The sequence below is a fragment of the Aeromonas sp. R2-2 genome, assembly GCF_040908355.1.
Taxonomy (GTDB): Bacteria; Pseudomonadota; Gammaproteobacteria; order Enterobacterales; family Aeromonadaceae; genus Aeromonas; species Aeromonas veronii.
In genome coordinates, this window is record NZ_JBFODQ010000025.1 from 1 (window position 1) to 18,699 (window position 18,699).

The following is an 18,699-nucleotide window of genomic DNA, read 5'->3' on the forward strand; positions in this document are numbered from 1 at the left end:
CCGCCACTGACGCTGCTGTACACCTGGGCCAGGCCCGGACCGGTATCGTCGTCATTACCATCGGCGGTCTCACCAGATGCTGCACGGTCGTCCCCGACGCTCTCATCCAGGCTGACCTGCAGGGCCGCCAGTTCCCCTTCCGAGGCCTCGGCACTGACACTCAGGGTCGGGCCGTCATCATCGAAGCTGAATACCGACCGCTCGCCCGCAATCAAACGGACAGTGGCACTGTCGGTCACGCTATCGCCATCTCCGTCCACACGGGTCACGCTGTATTGCAGTCCCAGACTGTTCTGCCCACTGAGCAGCAGCGACAGTGATTCATCAAACAAACCGGTGTCGTCATGAGACAAGGCTTCAAACTGGGTGGTCTGCAGTTGGGATACTCCATCTACCACCACAATCTTGATGCTGAAGACCACATCGCCGTCACCATCAACCCCTTGCAGCTCGGTCGCGCTCACCGCATTGAAGGTTATCGCACCACCTTTGGTGGCAAACAGGTTGGTGGCAACCCCCGCCTCGCCAATTCCGACAAAGCTGAAACTGCCGGTGATGCTACCTGCACCATCAGCACCGTAGCTGCCACTGCTGGTAAACAGTGACAGCAAACCACCTTCAATCGCAGTTGTAGCCCGGGCCAGTGCACCCTCTACGTCATCACTGACATAGCCGTCATTCACATCACTTTCGCTGTAGGTATCCTCTTTGCCGACCGTCTCGTCCAGACTGACCGACAATCCACCCAAATTAGCCTCTTCGGCCACCCCCACATCCTGGGTCGGCACATCATCCTGAATAACGATGTCCAGCGTTGCACTGGTTGTATCACCGTCATCATCGGTCAAGGTCACAGCGAGACTCTCACCCAATTGCAGGTCAGACGCGGGTTGTTGATGGGCCTCGTTATCAAGGAGGGTATAGCTGTAGGAGACACTGCCGTTACCGGTAACGGTATCGTAGGTTATTGCAGTGATTTGCAATCCATTGCCCAGCGGTGTCTCAATGGATACAGGCAGAGCAATCACGGTGCCATTGCTGATCAACTGGATCGCCCCGATTGCCAGCGTTTGTACGCCATCAAGGGCATTAAAGGTAAACACCCCACTTTGAGTTAACGCGGCTGCGTTAGGTGCCAAACCGTCTGCAAGGTTGGCATCACTGACCAACACCTCTCCTCCTTCCAGAGTAAGCCCATCAAGGCCTACCGCCTCATCTACCGGAGTAATGGAGATAACGAGTGTTGAAGTCACTGTATCCTGGCCATCAGTTACCTGATAGTTCACCGGGGGAACAGCGCCATCATAGTTAGGCGCAGGAGTAAAGGTATAGCTCCCATCCGGGTTGATGATCAGTGTGCCCACTCCAGTAATGGTGGCAGCAACACCCGCAGGGACTCCGATATTGATACCCCAGTCATATGAAACGATAGAGGCATCAGCAGGCCCATCTGGATTGGTACTATTGTCGAGTAAATTCCCACTGACCTGAGTGTCTTCCAGGGTCTCGGCGGTTTCGCCCAAATCATCAAGCTGATTTTCAAGAATCAAATCTTCGGCCTGATTTTCATTGATGACAGCGGCCGTATCGTAGGTGGTATCAAACCCTGCAGCCGCTATCGTGGCATCGCCTGTTCGATCAATTGTTACGAAACCACCATTACCACTGGCCCCCGCAACCCCACCAATGCCGCCACCACCACCGGCCGCTGGTGCCCCACCAGCAGCAGAAGCCTCAAAGTTTTGAGTCGGGTCAACACCCTGCAGAATCGATTCTTGCAATGCGGCAATATCTGAAGGTGCGCCTTCCTGGCTGGCCGCCACTTGCGGTTGAGCAGGTTCAGCGGACTCGGAACCTGCCGGAACATCCGATGCAGGAGTATCGTCATAAGGGGAAAGAGCCAGCTTGGCGTCATCCGCTATGGTCAATTTTGCTCCGGGTTGGAGAATTTCCCCTTTTTGCAGAGGGCGGCTGCTTCCATCAGCCAGCACAATCTCCACATTGCCTTCTATAGCTGAGACAACCACGGACTTGTCGATGATTTGGGTACGCATATCCATTGCTCCAAGGTGACAGATCTTGATGTCTACACCGTAGAAGGAGATAGCGCGCTGTTCCGTTGCAAAAAAGCGTACGTTCGAGAGGAATTCAACAAATGGACGGAAAAAAATCGAAGAGTTGGAATTTCTTAATACAAATCAGAACCCTAGACACAGCCCCATTCAAGACCGACCTTGAGTTGGTTATAGAAAAATGGCGAAAAGAGAAGTGACTGGTATAAAAAAGGCCCCTATCGGGGCCATTTCCAGCATTTAATTCAAGACAATGGGAAGGCGGGATGAACAAATCCCTGGTAACCATCGATATGCAACTTGGAAAGCAGTTCCACTTGATGTTGATCTTCGACGCGGGTTGCAATGGTGGTCACACCGGCATTATGTGCGGCGCGACACACTGCAGCCAGGAATGAGGTGTCAGCCCCCGGCTCCATGACCTGACTGGTATAACCGTGATCAACCTTGACATAAGCCGGCGACAACTCCTCCAGATAGCCCAGAGACTGGAAGTGACGACCATAGTGGTCAACCCCCCACTGGAAGCCATGAGCTTGCAAGGTGCCAACCAACGCAGCCACGTTGTCTTTATGTTTCATGATGGCAGCTTCAGGTATTTCAAATAACAACCGCTCTTTCAGCTCAACATGCTCGGTCAGATAGCGCGTCAGCCAGGTTAAAAATTCATCCGAGCAGAGCGAGCCAGCAGTGATGTTGATCGCCAGTACCAGATCAGACTGTTTTTGCAGTAATGGAACGCAAGCATCAAGCACCGCTTGGTCAAACTCGCCACCCAATTTGAACTGTTCAATCGCGGGCAAGAACTGACCTGCAAAATAATCAGTGCCATCCCGAGAGATAGAAGCAAACAGCTCGGCATGCAACCTTGCTCCATTATCAAACCGGCAAGCTGGTTGGGCTTTGAAGCGCCAAAGTTGTCGTGAAATGGCATCTTGTACCAGATCTCGCCAGGCCAAACGCCCCATCAAACCTTGCTCGGTCCCCCCTTCCATCACCACAGCACCACGGCGTTCATTGCGCGCCTTGCCAAGCGCATTATCGGCTTTGGTCAACAAGGCAGAGAGATCATCATTACCATCACGACCGGCAATACCGATGACGGAGAGCGCATCCCCTTCGCCCATTGGATTCACCACCAGATCGGCAATGCGGCTATTAATCACTTCAGCCAGCTCTTTTAGCTGAGTCAGATCGTCAGTTGGACAGAGCAGCGCATATTCCGTCGCGGAGATCCGTGCCAAGGCTGCGCCATCCCACCCTTTTAATTGCTCTTTCAAAGCCTGAGCTATCGATTTGACCATGTTGTCGCGGGCAGCAAAGCCTTCATCGCGATAGATATCATCCAGCATGTCGACCGCAACCAGCATGACGCCACCTTGGCCTGCCTCCGCTATCCATGCGTTTACCTGACCCACAAAATAGGCTCGGTTGCCAAGCCCCGACACGGCATCGACATAAACCCGCTCACGCAATTTCTCGGCCTCATCGGCTTGCTCTTTGAACTGCAACGCCAACTTGCTTGAGAGGGTGTTGATCGCCTGAACGACCTGCTTCAATTCATGGGTTTTAGGCTCCGGGATCGTATGCCCGAAATGGTGCAGCTCGATCTCTACGGCTTGATCACAGATCTGTTTGAGTGGCTTGAGCAAGTAGTTGAGTGCTCTCATCAACAAAATTGTGGTGATCAAAAAGCCGACCAGAAACCAGCTCGCCAGCTCACTCATCCCACGCCACAACTCGTAATAAGCCTGGCCGGGGTGACCCACTACTTTTAATTTTCCAAGCTGCAACCAGCCAGACGTCAGAATTGACTCGTTGGATACCTCAGGAAACAGACCCAAATTCACAAACCACTGCGGCACCCCCTGAATATTGTTGGTATTTTCCTGCTCGATGACATCCTTTGATGCAAGCAGGTCAAGGCGAACCAGTCGATAATAGCCGCCATCAAAAATGGCCTGGATCACCGACTCGGCACCGACCTTGTCACCGTTTTCCAGATAGGGGGTGAGCGCAAGCCCCAGCGAGGTTGCCGTATTGATGACCGTTGTTTCCTGTTGCTGCGCCAGATAAGTGCGGGTTGAATTGAATTGCACCCAGTATGTGGCCGCAAATAACAATCCAAACAGCAGCAGCATGGTGGCTAATAACTGTCGATAGAGCGTCATAGGTTAATCATCCAAATTCACCACTGGCCGAGCCAATCGCCCCGAGGTCATGCGATTGCGTAAATCATTCCATAATCCCAAGCGGGATGATTGACCAGCCAGTTCCCCTTGGCCTCGTGCCTTCATCAACCACAAGTGACTACCGTTAAAACTGTAAATAGGCACCAGATCACGCCGCTGTGTGGCTGGGCGAATCGAGCCTATCAAATTATCCAAAATAACCGGAACGGAAGAGGGTGTCTCATAATATGCCACCACCATGTGAAACTGGTTGTAATCAAGAGCCTTAACGTACACCATCCGCATTTTATCATCCGGGATCCCAAGCTCGAGCAGCGTAGAGTATTTGGCGATACTGAAATCTTCACAGTCTCCCCCAGCGGCTCCCAAAAATTCTAGCGGGGTTGCCCAATAATCCTTTTTGCGCCACAACTTGATATCGTCAATAAAACGCATCCGATTGAAAAAATTATTTACCCGCTCAAGCTTTTTTTCTTCGCTCAGGGCCCTGCCCTTCGTCTCCATGACCAGCATACGCCAACTAGTTACACGCTTGCCGGCTCTGGCGCCATAGGTCTGCTCCGCCCGTTTGATCAAGTTGAGATCTTCCTGTGGCAGAGGCTGACTGGCACAGAGCAGAAGTGAGAAGGGTAACAGCAGGATCCATAAGGAGTGGCGCAGAGCGCGTAAGGATCGGTATCTCCATTCATTAAGAAGATAACCCCATCTGCCGCCGGTTCCGCGCTGGAGTGTCACGTCATATTCCTGCTGCATTATTGCTGCTGCACTCCTCAAAGCCCGTGCAACCATCTGCTTTAGCCAAACATGGTGACTGCCAGCAGCAGTCACCATGTTGGCGTTCATGATCCCAGCGGGCTCATGGGCAAACGGTTATTGCCTAGCCTGCCATTCAGCGGGTTGTTTGACGCTAAATGCATTGAGCAGGCTACCTGTCGCGTTGAGAATGCGATAGTCCGCCAGCAGTGCATCATACTCGGCAGTGATATAGCTGCGACGCGCCTCGAACAGTTCGTTCTCGGTGTTCAATACGTCCAGCAATGTCCGTTGACCCAACCCAAACTGCTTCTTGTACGCCTGTACGGTGTCATAGCTGGCGTCAACATGCTCTTTCAGGAAGGTCTTTTGCTTGGCCAGCGACTCTTTCGCGTTCCAGGCCAGACGAGTGCCTTCCTCTACTTGGCGGAACGCATTCAAATGAATGTCTTTCGCCTGAGAGTAGAGCGCCGATGTTGCATTGCTCTCTGCCACATCAGAACCGCCACGGAACAGGTTGTAACGCATCCGCACCATGGCGGTCAGGTCATCATTACGGCCAGGAACAGCATCGATATCCTCATTCCAGTTCTGATCGACCTCGAATGTCACATTGGGATAGAAACCGGATTTGGCACCTTCATGCTGATACTTGGCCGCTTCGATATCCTGCAAGGAAGAGAGCAGGGTGGGGTGGACTTCGGTCGCCGTTTTCAGCGCACTATCGAGGCTGGTCGGGATAAGCTCGGTATTGGGAACCGGCTGCACCAGATCTTTGGGTACCTCGTTCACGACACGAATAAATTCACTCTCTGCATCGCGATAGTTGTTTTCAGCAGCAGCCTGATTTGAATAGGCTCGGGCAACACGACCTTCAATCTGGGTCTGATCCGCAGTAGAACCAAGCCCTGAATCAGTCCGCTTGCTGATGTCGCTGCGGATCTGTTCGTGGGTTTCCAGGTTTTGTTTGGAGAGTTCCAAAATCTCCTGCTGACGCAGCATATTGAGGTAGACCTCAGCCACCCGCAGCGCGGTGTTTTCTGCTTCGGAGATCATCGCCAGACGCTGGGCATTGGCTTCAGCTTCGGTTCTGGAGACATTGTTGCTGACATCAAAGCCATCAAACAACATTTGCCGCAGACTGAGTCCAGCCTCTTTACGAGTCAACGAATCATCACTAGTTGGATCACGACGCGTTGAAGGGCTGTCAGTTTTTTCATAACCTACGCCGCCACGCAGATCGATCGTAGGATAATAGCCACCCTTGGCTCCATCATGCTGATAGAGTCGTGCCTGATACAGATCAAACGCTTCCTTTATCTTGGGATGCGTAGCAAGTGTCTGTGCCACCGACTCTTCCAGAGTCTGGGCCTGACCCAGGCTCGGGATCAGGATGCAGCCACTGACCAGCATGGCAACAATCGTTTTTTTCATGTTATCTCCAGTCATGTTTTGTTTTTAGATTGTTGGCTTATCGTTCTCTCAGTGCCGACTGCTTTGCCCGTAAAATCGGCTTAAGCAAATAGTCTAGGACACTTTTTTTACCAGTAATGATATCAGCACTGGCTAACATACCGGGGATGATGGGAAGTGCGTTAAGCTCATCGCCCAAGTAACTCTTCTCTGTTCGAACCCGAACCAGATAAAAGGAGTTCCCCTCCTCGTCCTGGATCGAATCCGCACTTATCTGTTCAACCTTGCCATGCAATCCTCCATAGATTGTAAAGTCGTAGGCAGTAATTTTGACGATGGCATCCAGCCCCGGTCGCAGGAAGGCGATATCTTTCGGTGACACCTTGGCTTCTACCAGCAAGGTATCCTCCAGCGGCACAATCTCCATCAAATCCATGCCGGGCTGAACCACGCCGCCCAGGGTGTTGATCTTGAGTTTCTTGATGGTGCCCTTGAGCGGAGCAATCACGCTGGTCCGGTCGACCCTGTCTCGCAAGCCAACCTGCCCTTCTGACAACTGGCCAAGCCGCCCCTGTTTCTCATTCAGTTCAGTCTGGGAGTCTGCTCTGAACTTCAGCGCAATATCATTACGCTTGGAGATGGTCTCACGCAGTACCGAATTGAGTTTTGGGATCAGCAGACGGTTGCTCTCCAGCTCCCCCTGCATCTCGTTGACCTGCCGCTCCAGCTTGATTAGCTCCACTTGAGGCACTATACCTTCTTTCGCCAACGGACGGCTAATATTCAGTTCCTGTCTGGCCAAATCCACACTGCGATTCACGGTGCGGATCTTGGCATTCAGTTCAATCAGCTCCTGCTCTTTCTGTTCGATTTGCTGACCAAGAATATAGAGCTGGTTCTTCAGGTTATTGAGGCGATCCCGCTGTACAGAGCGCTCACGGTGCGCATATTCGGCAAAGACGGTTTCATAACCATCGGGGAACTGGATTGGCGCTTCGCCTACCACGACCTGCTCACGCCACCCCAGTGCCGGGTCGTTTTTCACCTCGACGCTGGCCATCTCGGCGCGCAGACGGGCCACATCCCCCTTGAGGGTGACCACCTCTTGCTCCCGTTCTCTAAAGTCGGAGCGGAAACGGGTGTCATCAATACGCAGCAGCGGCTGCCCCTTTTCGACTATATCCCCCTCTTTGACGAAGATCTCTTTGACGATCCCCCCTTCCAGGTTCTGGATCACCTGCAGCTGACGGGATGGAATAACTTTGCCCTGACCCACGGTGACTTCATCCAGCTCGGCCCAGGCAGCCCAGACGATGGCACTCATGAAAAAGAGGAAACAGCACCATAGCAGGATACGAGCTCCCGTCGGCGTGGTCAGCAGCACAGCTGCCGCGCCGTCATCGACAAACTCCAGATGCTCGGGTGCCGGCAATACCTCGCCGGAAGGCGTCTTTTTGCTGCGCTTGAACCAGTCCATGAGCCCCTTAACCATGGGACACCTCCTGCACGCGCACCTTGCCTTCCTTCAACTGCTGCAACACCACCTCTTTGGGGCCATCAGCAACGATCTGACCCTGCTCGATGACGATCACTCGCGATGCCACATCCAGCATCGAGGTTTTATGAGTGATGAGGATCAATGTGGTTTCCGGGCCAAGTCTGGCGAGCTCCTGTTTGACCTGCATTTCGGACTGGTTGTCCATGTTGGAGGTCGGCTCATCCATCACCAGAATGGGGGGGTCATTGAGCAGGGCGCGAGCCAGCAGGATCGACTGACGCTGGCCACCGGAAAGCTGACGGCCACCCTCACCTATCTGCCGATCCAGCCCGTTGGGATCCCGGTTGGTAAAGTTGGTGACACCCGCCCGCTTGGCGGCGCGCAAGACTCTCACATCATCCACCAGCGGATTACCCAGCATGATGTTGTCCCGCACCGAGCCAAAGAAAAGAATGACATCTTGCGGGACACAACCAATATTGCGGCGGATTACCGCAGGTGGCAGTTGATCGAGTTCAAAACCATCGATACGTACCGAGCCATCGGTCGGTCGATACAACCCCATCAACAGCTTCTCGAGGGTCGTTTTACCCGCCCCAATCCGGCCGATAATCGCCACCTTTTCGCCCGGCTGAATGCGCAAATTGATATTGTGCAGAGTGCTGGTTTCCATGCCGGGATATTTGAAGGAGACATTTTCAAATTCAATTCGACCGGCAATCACCGGATGATGGATATATTGCTTGCCCTCCTCCTGCTCACCCGGGGTTTGCATGATTTTTTCCAGAATATCCAGTGCTGACTTGGCCTGGTTATAACGGGTCGACAACACGGAGAGTTGTACCATGGGCGCAATGGCGCGACTGGAGAGCATCACGGCGGCAATCATGCCCCCCATGGTGACCAAACCTTCGGAGATCTGGTAAACACCGACGATTACCAGACCGACCGTCACCACCTGCTGGATATAACTGGCCAATGAGGACATGGAGTTGGTAATGCGGCGGGTCTGTACGCCCCAGGTGGAAATATGGGAAACGGCCTGTTCCCAGCGATGCTGGAACATGCTCTCGGCGCCGAAAATCTTGACGGTTTCAAGCCCGGAAATACTTTCAATCAGGTTGGCGTTCTTCTGGGACGCAAGGCGCGACCCCTCTTCGATGGACTGCTTGAGGGGCTCCTGAATATAAAAGCTGTAAGCGATGAGGATCAGCATGGCGACGATGGGGACCACCACCATCACGCCTGCAAACATCCAGATGATAAAAAGGAAGAAAACGGCAAAGGGGAGATCGATAAGAGTAGAAACCGTTGCGGAGGTGAAAAACTCCCGCACCGATTCAAATTCCTGCAGATGTTTGGCGAACGCGCCAGTGGAAGCGGGACGAGACTCCATCCTCATGCCCATCACCTTGGCGAAAATTTTGGCGGACAGCAGCACATCAGACTTTTTACCGGCAATGTCGATAAAGTAACTGCGCAACTGCCGCATCACAAAATCGAAGGTAAAGACCACCATGGCCCCGACAGCCAGCACCCAGAGCGAATCAAACGCCAGATTGGGCACAATCTTGTCATAGACGTTCATGGTGAAAAGAGGGCTGGCGATGGCAAACAGGTTGATCAGAATGGAGGCGATCAGCACATCGCGATAGATGCCGCGGGATTCGAACAAGGTGCTCCAGAACCAGTGTCCATCACGGGTTTCAAGCACCTTGGGCGAGCGTTCGTCAAACTTGAACTGCTTCTTCACGTAGAAGAGGCGTCCCAGATACTCATCACCCAACTGGGCTGCGGTCAGCCATTGCGCGGCATCACCGGCCTGCGGGAAAATCACTTTCCCCTGGCTGCGATCTTCGTTCCACTCCAGCAATATACAGGCGCCACCACTGCGCATCTGCAATACACAAGGCAGCAGCAAGGGAGAGATATCAGCCAGTGGCTGGATCACTTCACGGGCGGATAACCCGCCCCGCTCGGCAGCACGGCAAAAGAGTGCGGTAGTCAGGCGTCCGGAGACCAGTGGCAACCCGGTCGTCAGGGCATCCTGACTGTTGGGCACACCATAAAAACGGGTCAAGAAGACCAGACACTCCAATAACTCATCAATACGACTTGTTTCTGCTTGCATAGCATCCTGTCACTGCATAAATGAGGTAGATAAGAGCGTTCATCGCTCATATTTCCCTGCTATAGCCACGCTAAAACCGAGTGGCCTTCCCGCTGATGAGACTGATCAGGGGATAAACCTGTCCAGATAGATCGCGACACTCATCGCCAATTTCCCGGCACAGCAGCAATGGCGGCATGATTCGTTATTGGTAAAAATAATCGGCTCATCAACACCATGCTAACACTGCAATCAGGGTGAATGTCGGAGTTAATTGATAATGACATTTATTATGGCGCACCACTATATCAACCGGCACGTACCAAAACTATAGTTTAGGGTATGAAGTTTTTTATATAACCCTATGTTTTACGTGAAAATAATAATCTGGTGCTCAATTATAGGTCAGGAAGTATGAAGGGTCTGCCCAACGCGTGACCTTGCGGGCCATTCAATGAGAGTGCTTTGGCAATATCCGCCATGGCAGTCCAGCGATTTTCACACCAGGCTGGCGCCAACAGCGTTGGACGGCGCGCGGATGCCGAAATCCGGTGATACACCACCTCGGGCGGCGTGTGCTGGATCATGGCGACAGCGGCTTCCACATACTGCTCAAGCGTCAATACCTCAAGGCGCCCCGCCTGCCACGCTTTGCCAAGAGTACTGCCCTCTACCACATGAAGCGGATGCAGCTTGATCCCCTCAACACCGGTCTCAACGATACGATGCAGGGTATCGAGGCTGTCCATTGGCACTTCGCCCGGCAGGCCGACGATCAGATGAGCACATACCTTGATGCCGCGCTGATGGGCACGTCTTACCGCATCCTCATAGGCGACATAACCGTGGCCGCGGTTGATCCGTTGCAGGGTCTTGTCATTGGCGCTTTGCAGCCCGAGCTCCAGCCACACCTCGTAACCCCGGGCCTGATAGCCCGCCAACAGATCCAGCACCGCATCCGGCACGCAATCGGGGCGAGTGCCCACACAGAGCCCCACCATATCGCTCACCGACAGCGCCTCTTCATACATCCGCTGCAGATATTCGACCTCGGCATAGGTATTGGTATAGGCCTGAAAGTAGGCAAGATAGCGCTTGGCACGGGTGACTTCGTCCCGGCGAGCCAGCAGTTGTTGTACCACGGAGAGTTGTTGGGCCGACTCGTCAGCAAAAGAGGATACGTTGCAGAAGGTGCAGCCACCACGGCCCAGGGTGCCGTCACGGTTCGGGCAGGTGAAGGCCCCGTGGATGGAGAGTTTGTGGATCTTCTGACCATGACGCTGCTTGAGATCCTGACCGAATGTATTGACGAGTTCGTGTAACTGCATGACACCTCCGCTAAAGGAGCGCCATTGTACGAGCTTGCGCAAAACAGGGGCTGAGCTGGATCAAGCTAGCGGAGAGGGTAAAACATATAAATACCCGACCAATTTTGAATAAATATAGAGAAAAAGCGCAAAAAAAGGATTTTTACAGTTCTTTGACGATTCAAACAGTAAACATCCATATGAAAATGAGACCTGATAACCCACTGTTGAACAATGAAAAATTCAAAGAGACCCGACAGCACACAATTGCAAGCATGGGATATTGAAAATGTGATCCCTTCCGCTGTCGGCCACATCGGGTTGGTAAAATTACTACATTCGCCCATCGTCGCCGAGCGCACCATTGAGCCCGTCAATGGCGATATATTTAACCAACAAAATCAAGTCACACAGAATAAACACTCCATAACTGCGAGCTAATCCCCCTAACCCGACATTTTGTTATGCGAATGTAACCATGAAGACAAACCTGACCTGCGATTGACCTCGCCAGAAAATCCCATTAGTTTGGAGATTCGCCACGTCAGGCAGACGGAACCACAAGAGCCAATCGCAATTTATGCAGTCAGGTGATGACTGTGCGATACAAGGCCGAGCAAGGGAGAAATGCAATGTCACTATATGATCCAAAGCTGGAGAGGGATAACTGTGGCTTCGGCCTGTTGGCCCACATGGAAGGGGAAGCCAGCCACAAGCTTGTCCGTCTCGCGATGTCAGCATTGGCTCGCATGCAGCACCGCGGCGGGATCTCCGCCGATGGCAAGACCGGCGATGGTTGCGGTCTGCTGCTGCAAAAACCGGACAGCTTCTTCAGAGCTGTCGCCGAGGAGAAGGGATGGCACCTTGGCCGCAACTATGCGGTCGGCATGCTGTTTCTCAACCCGGACCCCGTATTGGCCCAGGCAACTCGCGACATAATCGACGAGGAGCTGGAAAAAGAGACCCTGAGTCTGGTCGGCTGGCGCAAGGTGCCGGTCGATACCAACGTACTGGGTACTATCGCCAAAGCCTCCCTGCCCAGCATTGAACAGGTCTTTGTCAACGCCCCGCCCGGCTGGGTCGACAAGGATCTCGAGCGCCGCCTCTATATCGTGCGTCGCCGCATCGAAAAGCGCGTCAACGACGACTACTTCTACGTGGTCAGCCTCTCCAACCTGGTCACCGTCTATAAAGGGCTGTGCATGCCGGTGGACTTGCCGCGCTTCTATCTGGATCTCGCCGACATCCGTATGCAGGCAGCCATCTGCGTCTTCCACCAGCGTTTCTCCACCAACACCAGCCCGCGCTGGCCGCTGGCCCAGCCGTTCCGCTATCTGGCCCACAACGGCGAGATCAACACCATCGCCGGCAACCGCCAGTGGGCCAAAGCACGCAGCTACAAATTTGCGACGCCGCTGATCCCCGATTTGCAGGAAGCGGCCCCCTTCGTCAACACCACCGGCTCTGACTCCTCCAGCCTCGACAACATGCTGGATCTCTTCCTCGCCGGTGGTATGGACCTGTTCCGCGCCATGCGCTTGTTGATCCCGCCTGCATGGCAAAAACACCCGAACATGGATGACGACCTGCGCGCCTTCTACGACTTCAACTCCATGCACATGGAGCCGTGGGATGGCCCCGCCGGTATCGTCATGACCGACGGCCGCTACGCCACCTGCGCGCTGGACAGAAACGGCCTGCGTCCGGCCCGCTATGTCATCACCAAGGACAAGTTCATCACGCTCGCGTCCGAGGTCGGCACCTGGGACTACACCCCAGACGAAGTGCTGGAGAAGGGCCGAGTCGGCCCAGGCGAGCTGTTCGTGGTGGATACCAGCAACGGCAAGGTGTGGACCAGCTTCGAGATCGATGACGATCTCAAGACCCGCCACACCTACAAACAGTGGATGGACAAACATTGCCGCCGACTGGTCCCCTTCGAGCAGATGGACGACAGCCAGACCGGTAGCCGCGAGTTCTCCGACGACCAGCTGAAAACCTATCAGAAGCTGTTTGGCTACTCCTTCGAGGAGCTGGATCAGATCATCCGGGTACTCGGTGAGAACGGTCAGGAAGCGGTGGGCTCCATGGGAGATGATACCCCGATGGCGGTGCTCTCCTCCGGCCCGCGCACCCTTTATGACTACTTCCGCCAGATGTTTGCCCAGGTGACCAACCCGCCCATCGATCCGCTGCGGGAGAACCACGTGATGTCGCTGGCCACCTGTATCGGTCGCGAGCAGAACGTCTTCAACGAGACCTTCGGCCACGCCCACCGCGTGCTGTTCCAGTCGCCGATCCTGCTCTACTCCGACTTCCACCAGCTGCTGGCACTGGAAGGTGAGTACTACCGTCATCAGGTGATCAGCCTCAACTTCAAGCCCGAAGAGGGGCTGGCAGCAGCCATCGTGCGCATCTGCGACGAGGCCAAAACCGCCGCCAAGAGTGGCACCGTGCTGCTAGTGCTGTCGGATCGCGATATCAGCGCCGACACCCTGCCGATCCCGGCCGCCATGGCGGTGGGCGCGGTCCAGCGCACTCTGGTGGACAACAACCTGCGCTGTGACGCCAACATTCTGGTGGAGACCGCAAGCTGCCGCGATCCGCACCACTTCTCGGTGCTGCTGGGCTTTGGCGCGACCGCCATTTACCCCTATCTCGCCTACGAAACCCTGGCTAAACAGGTTGAAGAGGGCGTGCTCACCATGTCCCTGCGCCAGGCCATGGTCAACTACCGCAACGGCATCAACAAAGGGCTCTACAAGGTGATGTCCAAGATGGGCATCAGCACGGTCGCCAGCTACCGTTGTTCCCAGCTGTTTGAAGCGGTGGGTCTGGCCAAGTCGGTGGTCGATACCTGCTTCCGCGGCGTATCGAGCCGTATTCAGGGTGCCGACTTTGCCGACATCCAGCAGGATCAGCACAATCTGGCCCGTCAGGCCTGGCTGGTGCGCAAACCCCTCGCCCACGGCGGCCTGCTCAAGTTCGTCCACGGCGGCGAGTACCACACCTACAACCCGGATGTGGTGCAGACCCTGCAAACTGCGGTGCGCTCCGGCAACTATGCCGATTACAAGGAGTACGCGCGTCTGGTGAACGAGCGCCCGGTTGCCACCTTGCGCGATCTGCTGGCGCTGAAGAAGGTCGACAATCCGGTGGCGCTGGATCAGGTTGAGCCAGCCGACAAGCTGTTCCCCCGCTTCGACTCCGCCGCCATGTCCATCGGCGCCCTCGGCCCTGAGGCCCACGAGGCACTGGCTGTCGCCATGAACCGCCTCGGCGGTCAGAGCAACTCCGGCGAAGGCGGCGAAGATCCCAAGCGTTTCGGTACCGAGAAGAACTCCCGCATCAAGCAGGTGGCTTCCGGCCGCTTTGGCGTCACCCCCCACTACCTGATGAACGCCGATGTGGTGCAGATCAAGGTGGCTCAAGGCGCCAAGCCCGGCGAAGGTGGCCAGCTGCCCGGTGACAAAGTCACCGCCCAGATCGCCCAGCTGCGCTATTCCGTGCCCGGCGTGACCCTGATCTCGCCGCCGCCGCACCACGATATCTATTCCATCGAGGATCTGGCCCAGCTCATCTTCGACATCAAGCAGATCAACCCGAGCTGTCTGGTGTCGGTGAAACTGGTCTCCGAGCCTGGCGTCGGCACCATTGCCTGCGGCGTGGCCAAGGCCTATGCCGACTTCATCACCATCTCAGGTTATGACGGCGGCACTGGCGCGAGCCCCCTCACCTCGGTCAAATATGCCGGCTCCCCGTGGGAGTTGGGTCTGGCCGAGACCCAACAGGCGCTGGTCGCCAACGGTCTGCGCCACAAGGTGCGGCTGCAGGTGGATGGTGGTCTCAAGACCGGTCTCGACATCATCAAGGCGGCCATCCTTGGCGCCGAGAGCTTCGGCTTTGGCACCGGCCCCATGGTGGCGCTCGGTTGCAAATACCTGCGGATCTGCCACCTGAACAACTGTGCCACCGGCGTAGCCACTCAGGATGAGAAGCTGCGTCTCGAGCACTTCACCGGCCTGCCGGAAATGGTGATGAACTACTTCAAGTTCATCGCCGAAGAGACCCGCGAGCTGATGGCCCAGCTCGGCGTCACCCAGCTGACCGACCTGATTGGCCGCACCGATCTGCTGGAAGCCCTGCCCGGCCTCACCGCCCGTCAGGCCAAGCTGGATCTCTCTGGCATTCTGGCCCGTCCGGTTGCGCCGGCAGGCTCCAGCCTCTTCAGCCAGCAGCACAACCCCACTTTCGACAAGGGGCCGCTCAACCTCAAGATGGTGGAAGATCTGCTGGAAGCGGTGGAAACCTCAAGCGGTGGCGAGTTCCGCTACGACATTCGCAACACCGACCGCTCGGTGGGTGCACGCCTCTCCGGCGAAATCGTCAAACGGCACGGCAACCAGGGGATGGCGGCAGATCCGGTCAAGGTGCACTTCAACGGCACCGCAGGCCAGAGCTTCGGCGTCTGGAACGCAGGTGGCCTTGAGATGATCCTCACCGGTGACGCCAACGACTATGTGGGCAAGGGGATGACCGGCGGCAAGCTGGTGATCAAGCCACATGTCGGCGTGGCGTTCAAATCCCATGAAGCGGCCATCATCGGCAACACCTGCCTCTACGGCGCCACCGGCGGCAAACTCTACGCCGCTGGCACTGCGGGCGAGCGTTTCGCGGTGCGCAACTCCGGCGCCCTGGCGGTAGTCGAGGGGATTGGCGACAACGGCTGTGAATATATGACCGGTGGTATCGTCATCGTACTGGGTCAGACCGGCGTCAACTTCGCGGCGGGCATGACCGGCGGCTTTGCCTACGTGCTCGACGAGTGCGGCAACTTCGCCAAGCGCACCAATCCCGAGCTGGTGGAACTGCTGGACGTGGCGGATCTCGCCATCCATCAGGAACACCTGCGCGGCATCATCACGGCGCACCTCAATGAGACCGGCAGCTCGCGCGCCGAGGAGATCCTGGCCAACTTCGACTCCTATGTGCCCAAGTTCAGGCTGATCAAACCCAAGTCCAGCGACGTGAAATCGCTGCTGGGTCACACCAGCCGTTCCAGTGCAGAACTCAGAATCCAGGCGCAATAAGGAGGGAACCCTATGAGCCAGAACGTATTTCAGTTTATCGATGTCCAGCGGGTCGACCCGCCCAAGAAGCCGCTCAAGATCCGCAAAATCCAGTTTGTGGAGATCTACGAGTCCTTCAATCAGCCGCAGGTACAGATGCAGGCGGATCGCTGCCTCGAGTGCGGCAACCCCTACTGCGAGTGGAAGTGTCCGGTCCACAACTACATCCCCAACTGGCTGAAGCTGGCCAAAGAGGGGCGCATTCTGGAGGCGGTGGAGCTCTCCCACCAGACCAACAGCCTGCCGGAAGTGTGCGGTCGGGTCTGCCCGCAGGATCGCCTCTGCGAGGGCTCCTGCACCCTCAACGATCGCTTCGGCGCGGTGACCATCGGCAACATCGAAAAATACATCACCGACAAGGCGTTCGAGATGGGCTGGAAGCCCGATCTCTCGAACGTGGTCAAGACCGGCAAGCGGGTCGCCGTCATCGGTGCCGGCCCTGCAGGCCTCGCCTGTGCCGATGTGCTGGCACGCAATGGCGTCACCCCGGTGGTGTTTGACAAATATCCGGAGATCGGTGGCCTGCTCACCTTCGGCATCCCCTCCTTCAAGCTGGAAAAAGAGGTGATGCAGCGTCGCCGCGAGATCTTCCAGGGAATGGGCGTGGAGTTTCGACTCGAGACCGAAGTGGGCAAGGACATCACCTTCGCCGACCTGCTCGGCGAGTTCGATGCGGTCTTCCTCGGGGTCGGCACCTACAAGTACATGAAGGGCGGCTTTGCCAACGAAGAGGCGCCGGGAGTCTATGACGCCCTGCCCTACCTCATCGCCAACGCCAACCGGCTGCTGGGCTTTGAGAAGGCGCAAGCCGACTATATCGACTTCGCTGGCAAGCAGGTGGTGGTGCTGGGCGGTGGTGATACTGCCATGGACTGCGTGCGTACCGCCATCCGTCAGGGGGCTGACAAGGTTATCTGCGCCTATCGCCGCGACGAGGAGAACATGCCGGGCTCCAAGCGGGAGGTGAAAAACGCCCGCGAGGAGGGGGTTGAATTCATGTTCAACCTGCAACCGGTGGCGGTCGAGCTGGATGCCAGCGGTCGCACCGTCGGCATCAAGGTGGTAAGCACCGAGCTGGGTGAACCCGACGCCAATGGCCGCCGCAATCCGGTGGTTATCGAAGGCTCCGAGCAGGTGCTGGCCGCCGATGCGGTGGTGATGGCGTTTGGCTTCCAGCCCAACCCCCAACCCTGGATGGCGGAGTTCGGCATCGAGCTCGATAACCGGGATCGCATCAAGGCGCGCGAGCAGGCGGAATATGCCTTCCAGACCAGCAACCCCAAGGTGTTTGCCGGTGGCGACGCGGTACGCGGCTCCGATCTGGTGGTGACCGCCATCTACGAAGGGCGCAAAGCGGCCGAAGGGATCATGGACTATCTGGCGGTCTGATCCGACCTGCCAAGGCCCTGATGCGCTTTCACAATCAGCCCCGCCAATGCGGGGCTGATTTTTTGCAGCTATCCACCTCCTACAAACGCACCACCAGCCACTCCCCCTTGCCGACCGGCACCAGCGAGGTGGCAAAGGCCGGATCCTGCCCGACCTCGTTCATCCACTCCACCATCTCGCTGCGATGGGAGATGGCGTTATCAACCACCAGCAGGCCACGGGGTGCCAGCAGGCGGCGGATCTGCGGCCACCATGCCCGGTAGTGCTGACGATCCGAATCGAGGAAGATGAGCTGATAGCCGGCTTGCGGCAAGGTCGGTAACAGCTCGCCCGCATCCCCTGCCAGCAAGGTTACCCAAGGGGCCAGCCCGGCCCTCTGAAAGTTGTCATAGGCCAGCACGCGCTTATCCTCATCCAGCTCAATGGTGGTAACGTGCCCCTCCAACCGACGCACCGCTTCTGCCAGCCAGAGTGTGGAGTAACCATTGGAGGTGCCAATCTCCAGCACCGCCTGCGCCCCACGGGTCTGCACCAGCACTGACAGCAACTCCCCCGTGTCACGAGTGATATTGAGCAGCTTGCGCTGGCGAGCCTGCTGCATGCTGTCATTGCGCTCGCCAAGCTGCTCCAGCTGGCGTTTTAACTGTTCCAGTTCCATCGATATCCCTTTCGTCCTTGCCCAAATCCGTTCACCCACACTCTTGGCTTGGTCTTTGGGAGTCAAATGATTGCGCTCAACCACCATTCACACCACAAAGGATGAGAAAAGGACAACCATTTGAGGCAGAATTTGTGACGTCTATCTGTTACACTTCGCGCCCGCCATTTTCCGGCTC

General features: G+C 56.1%; 10 protein-coding genes. 2 read left to right on the forward strand and 8 right to left on the reverse strand.

The window, feature by feature from the left end; translation table 11 throughout:
• The 7 genes from AB5Z09_RS04555 to AB5Z09_RS04585 form a co-directional block, all read right to left on the reverse strand.
• A partial coding sequence (locus AB5Z09_RS04555; RefSeq protein ID WP_368194728.1) for a retention module-containing protein occupies positions 1-2,054 on the reverse strand: 2,054 nt, incomplete at its 3' end.
• A gap of 263 nt (positions 2,055-2,317) precedes the next feature.
• The gene (locus AB5Z09_RS04560; protein WP_158114013.1) at positions 2,318-4,243 is read right to left on the reverse strand and encodes an EAL domain-containing protein; all 1,926 of its coding nucleotides are present in this window, start codon (positions 4,241-4,243) and stop codon (positions 2,318-2,320) included.
• Between the two features lie 3 nt (positions 4,244-4,246).
• Positions 4,247-4,999 carry a transglutaminase-like cysteine peptidase gene (locus tag AB5Z09_RS04565; protein WP_235671900.1) on the reverse strand — a complete coding sequence of 251 codons (753 nt, stop codon included), beginning with the start codon at positions 4,997-4,999 and terminating at the stop codon, positions 4,247-4,249.
• Between the two features lie 135 nt (positions 5,000-5,134).
• Entirely contained in the window at positions 5,135-6,451 is a 1,317-nt protein-coding gene (locus tag AB5Z09_RS04570; protein ID WP_139442622.1) for a TolC family outer membrane protein, read from the reverse strand.
• A gap of 37 nt (positions 6,452-6,488) precedes the next feature.
• Positions 6,489-7,922, reverse strand: coding sequence for an HlyD family type I secretion periplasmic adaptor subunit (locus AB5Z09_RS04575; protein WP_005350982.1), 1,434 nt, complete (start codon positions 7,920-7,922; stop codon positions 6,489-6,491).
• Positions 7,915-10,059 (reverse strand): type I secretion system permease/ATPase, encoded by a 2,145-nt coding sequence (locus AB5Z09_RS04580; RefSeq protein ID WP_005350980.1) that lies wholly within the window; start codon positions 10,057-10,059, stop codon positions 7,915-7,917. Before AB5Z09_RS04580 ends, AB5Z09_RS04575 begins: the two co-directional genes overlap by 8 nt.
• Positions 10,060-10,436: 377 nt before the next feature.
• The gene (locus AB5Z09_RS04585) at positions 10,437-11,366 is read right to left on the reverse strand and encodes a TIGR01212 family radical SAM protein (protein ID WP_236361509.1); all 930 of its coding nucleotides are present in this window, start codon (positions 11,364-11,366) and stop codon (positions 10,437-10,439) included.
• 611 nt (positions 11,367-11,977) lie between these two features.
• On the opposite strand from AB5Z09_RS04585, the gene gltB reads away from it, so the two are divergent.
• Both gltB and AB5Z09_RS04595 read left to right on the forward strand, forming a co-directional pair.
• Positions 11,978-16,435, forward strand: a complete 4,458-nt coding sequence (gene gltB, locus AB5Z09_RS04590; protein WP_368194729.1) for a glutamate synthase large subunit — start codon at positions 11,978-11,980, stop codon at positions 16,433-16,435.
• A 12-nt stretch (positions 16,436-16,447) separates the two neighbouring features.
• On the forward strand, positions 16,448-17,863 hold the full coding sequence (locus AB5Z09_RS04595) for an FAD-dependent oxidoreductase (protein WP_101531289.1): 1,416 nt from the start codon (positions 16,448-16,450) through the stop codon (positions 17,861-17,863).
• 79 nt (positions 17,864-17,942) lie between these two features.
• Here the strand turns inward: AB5Z09_RS04595 and AB5Z09_RS04600 are convergent, their stop codons facing one another.
• Positions 17,943-18,521: an O-methyltransferase gene (locus AB5Z09_RS04600; protein ID WP_319889242.1), complete on the reverse strand. Its 579-nt coding sequence runs from the start codon at positions 18,519-18,521 to the stop codon at positions 17,943-17,945.
• Between the last annotated feature and the right edge of the window lie 178 nt (positions 18,522-18,699).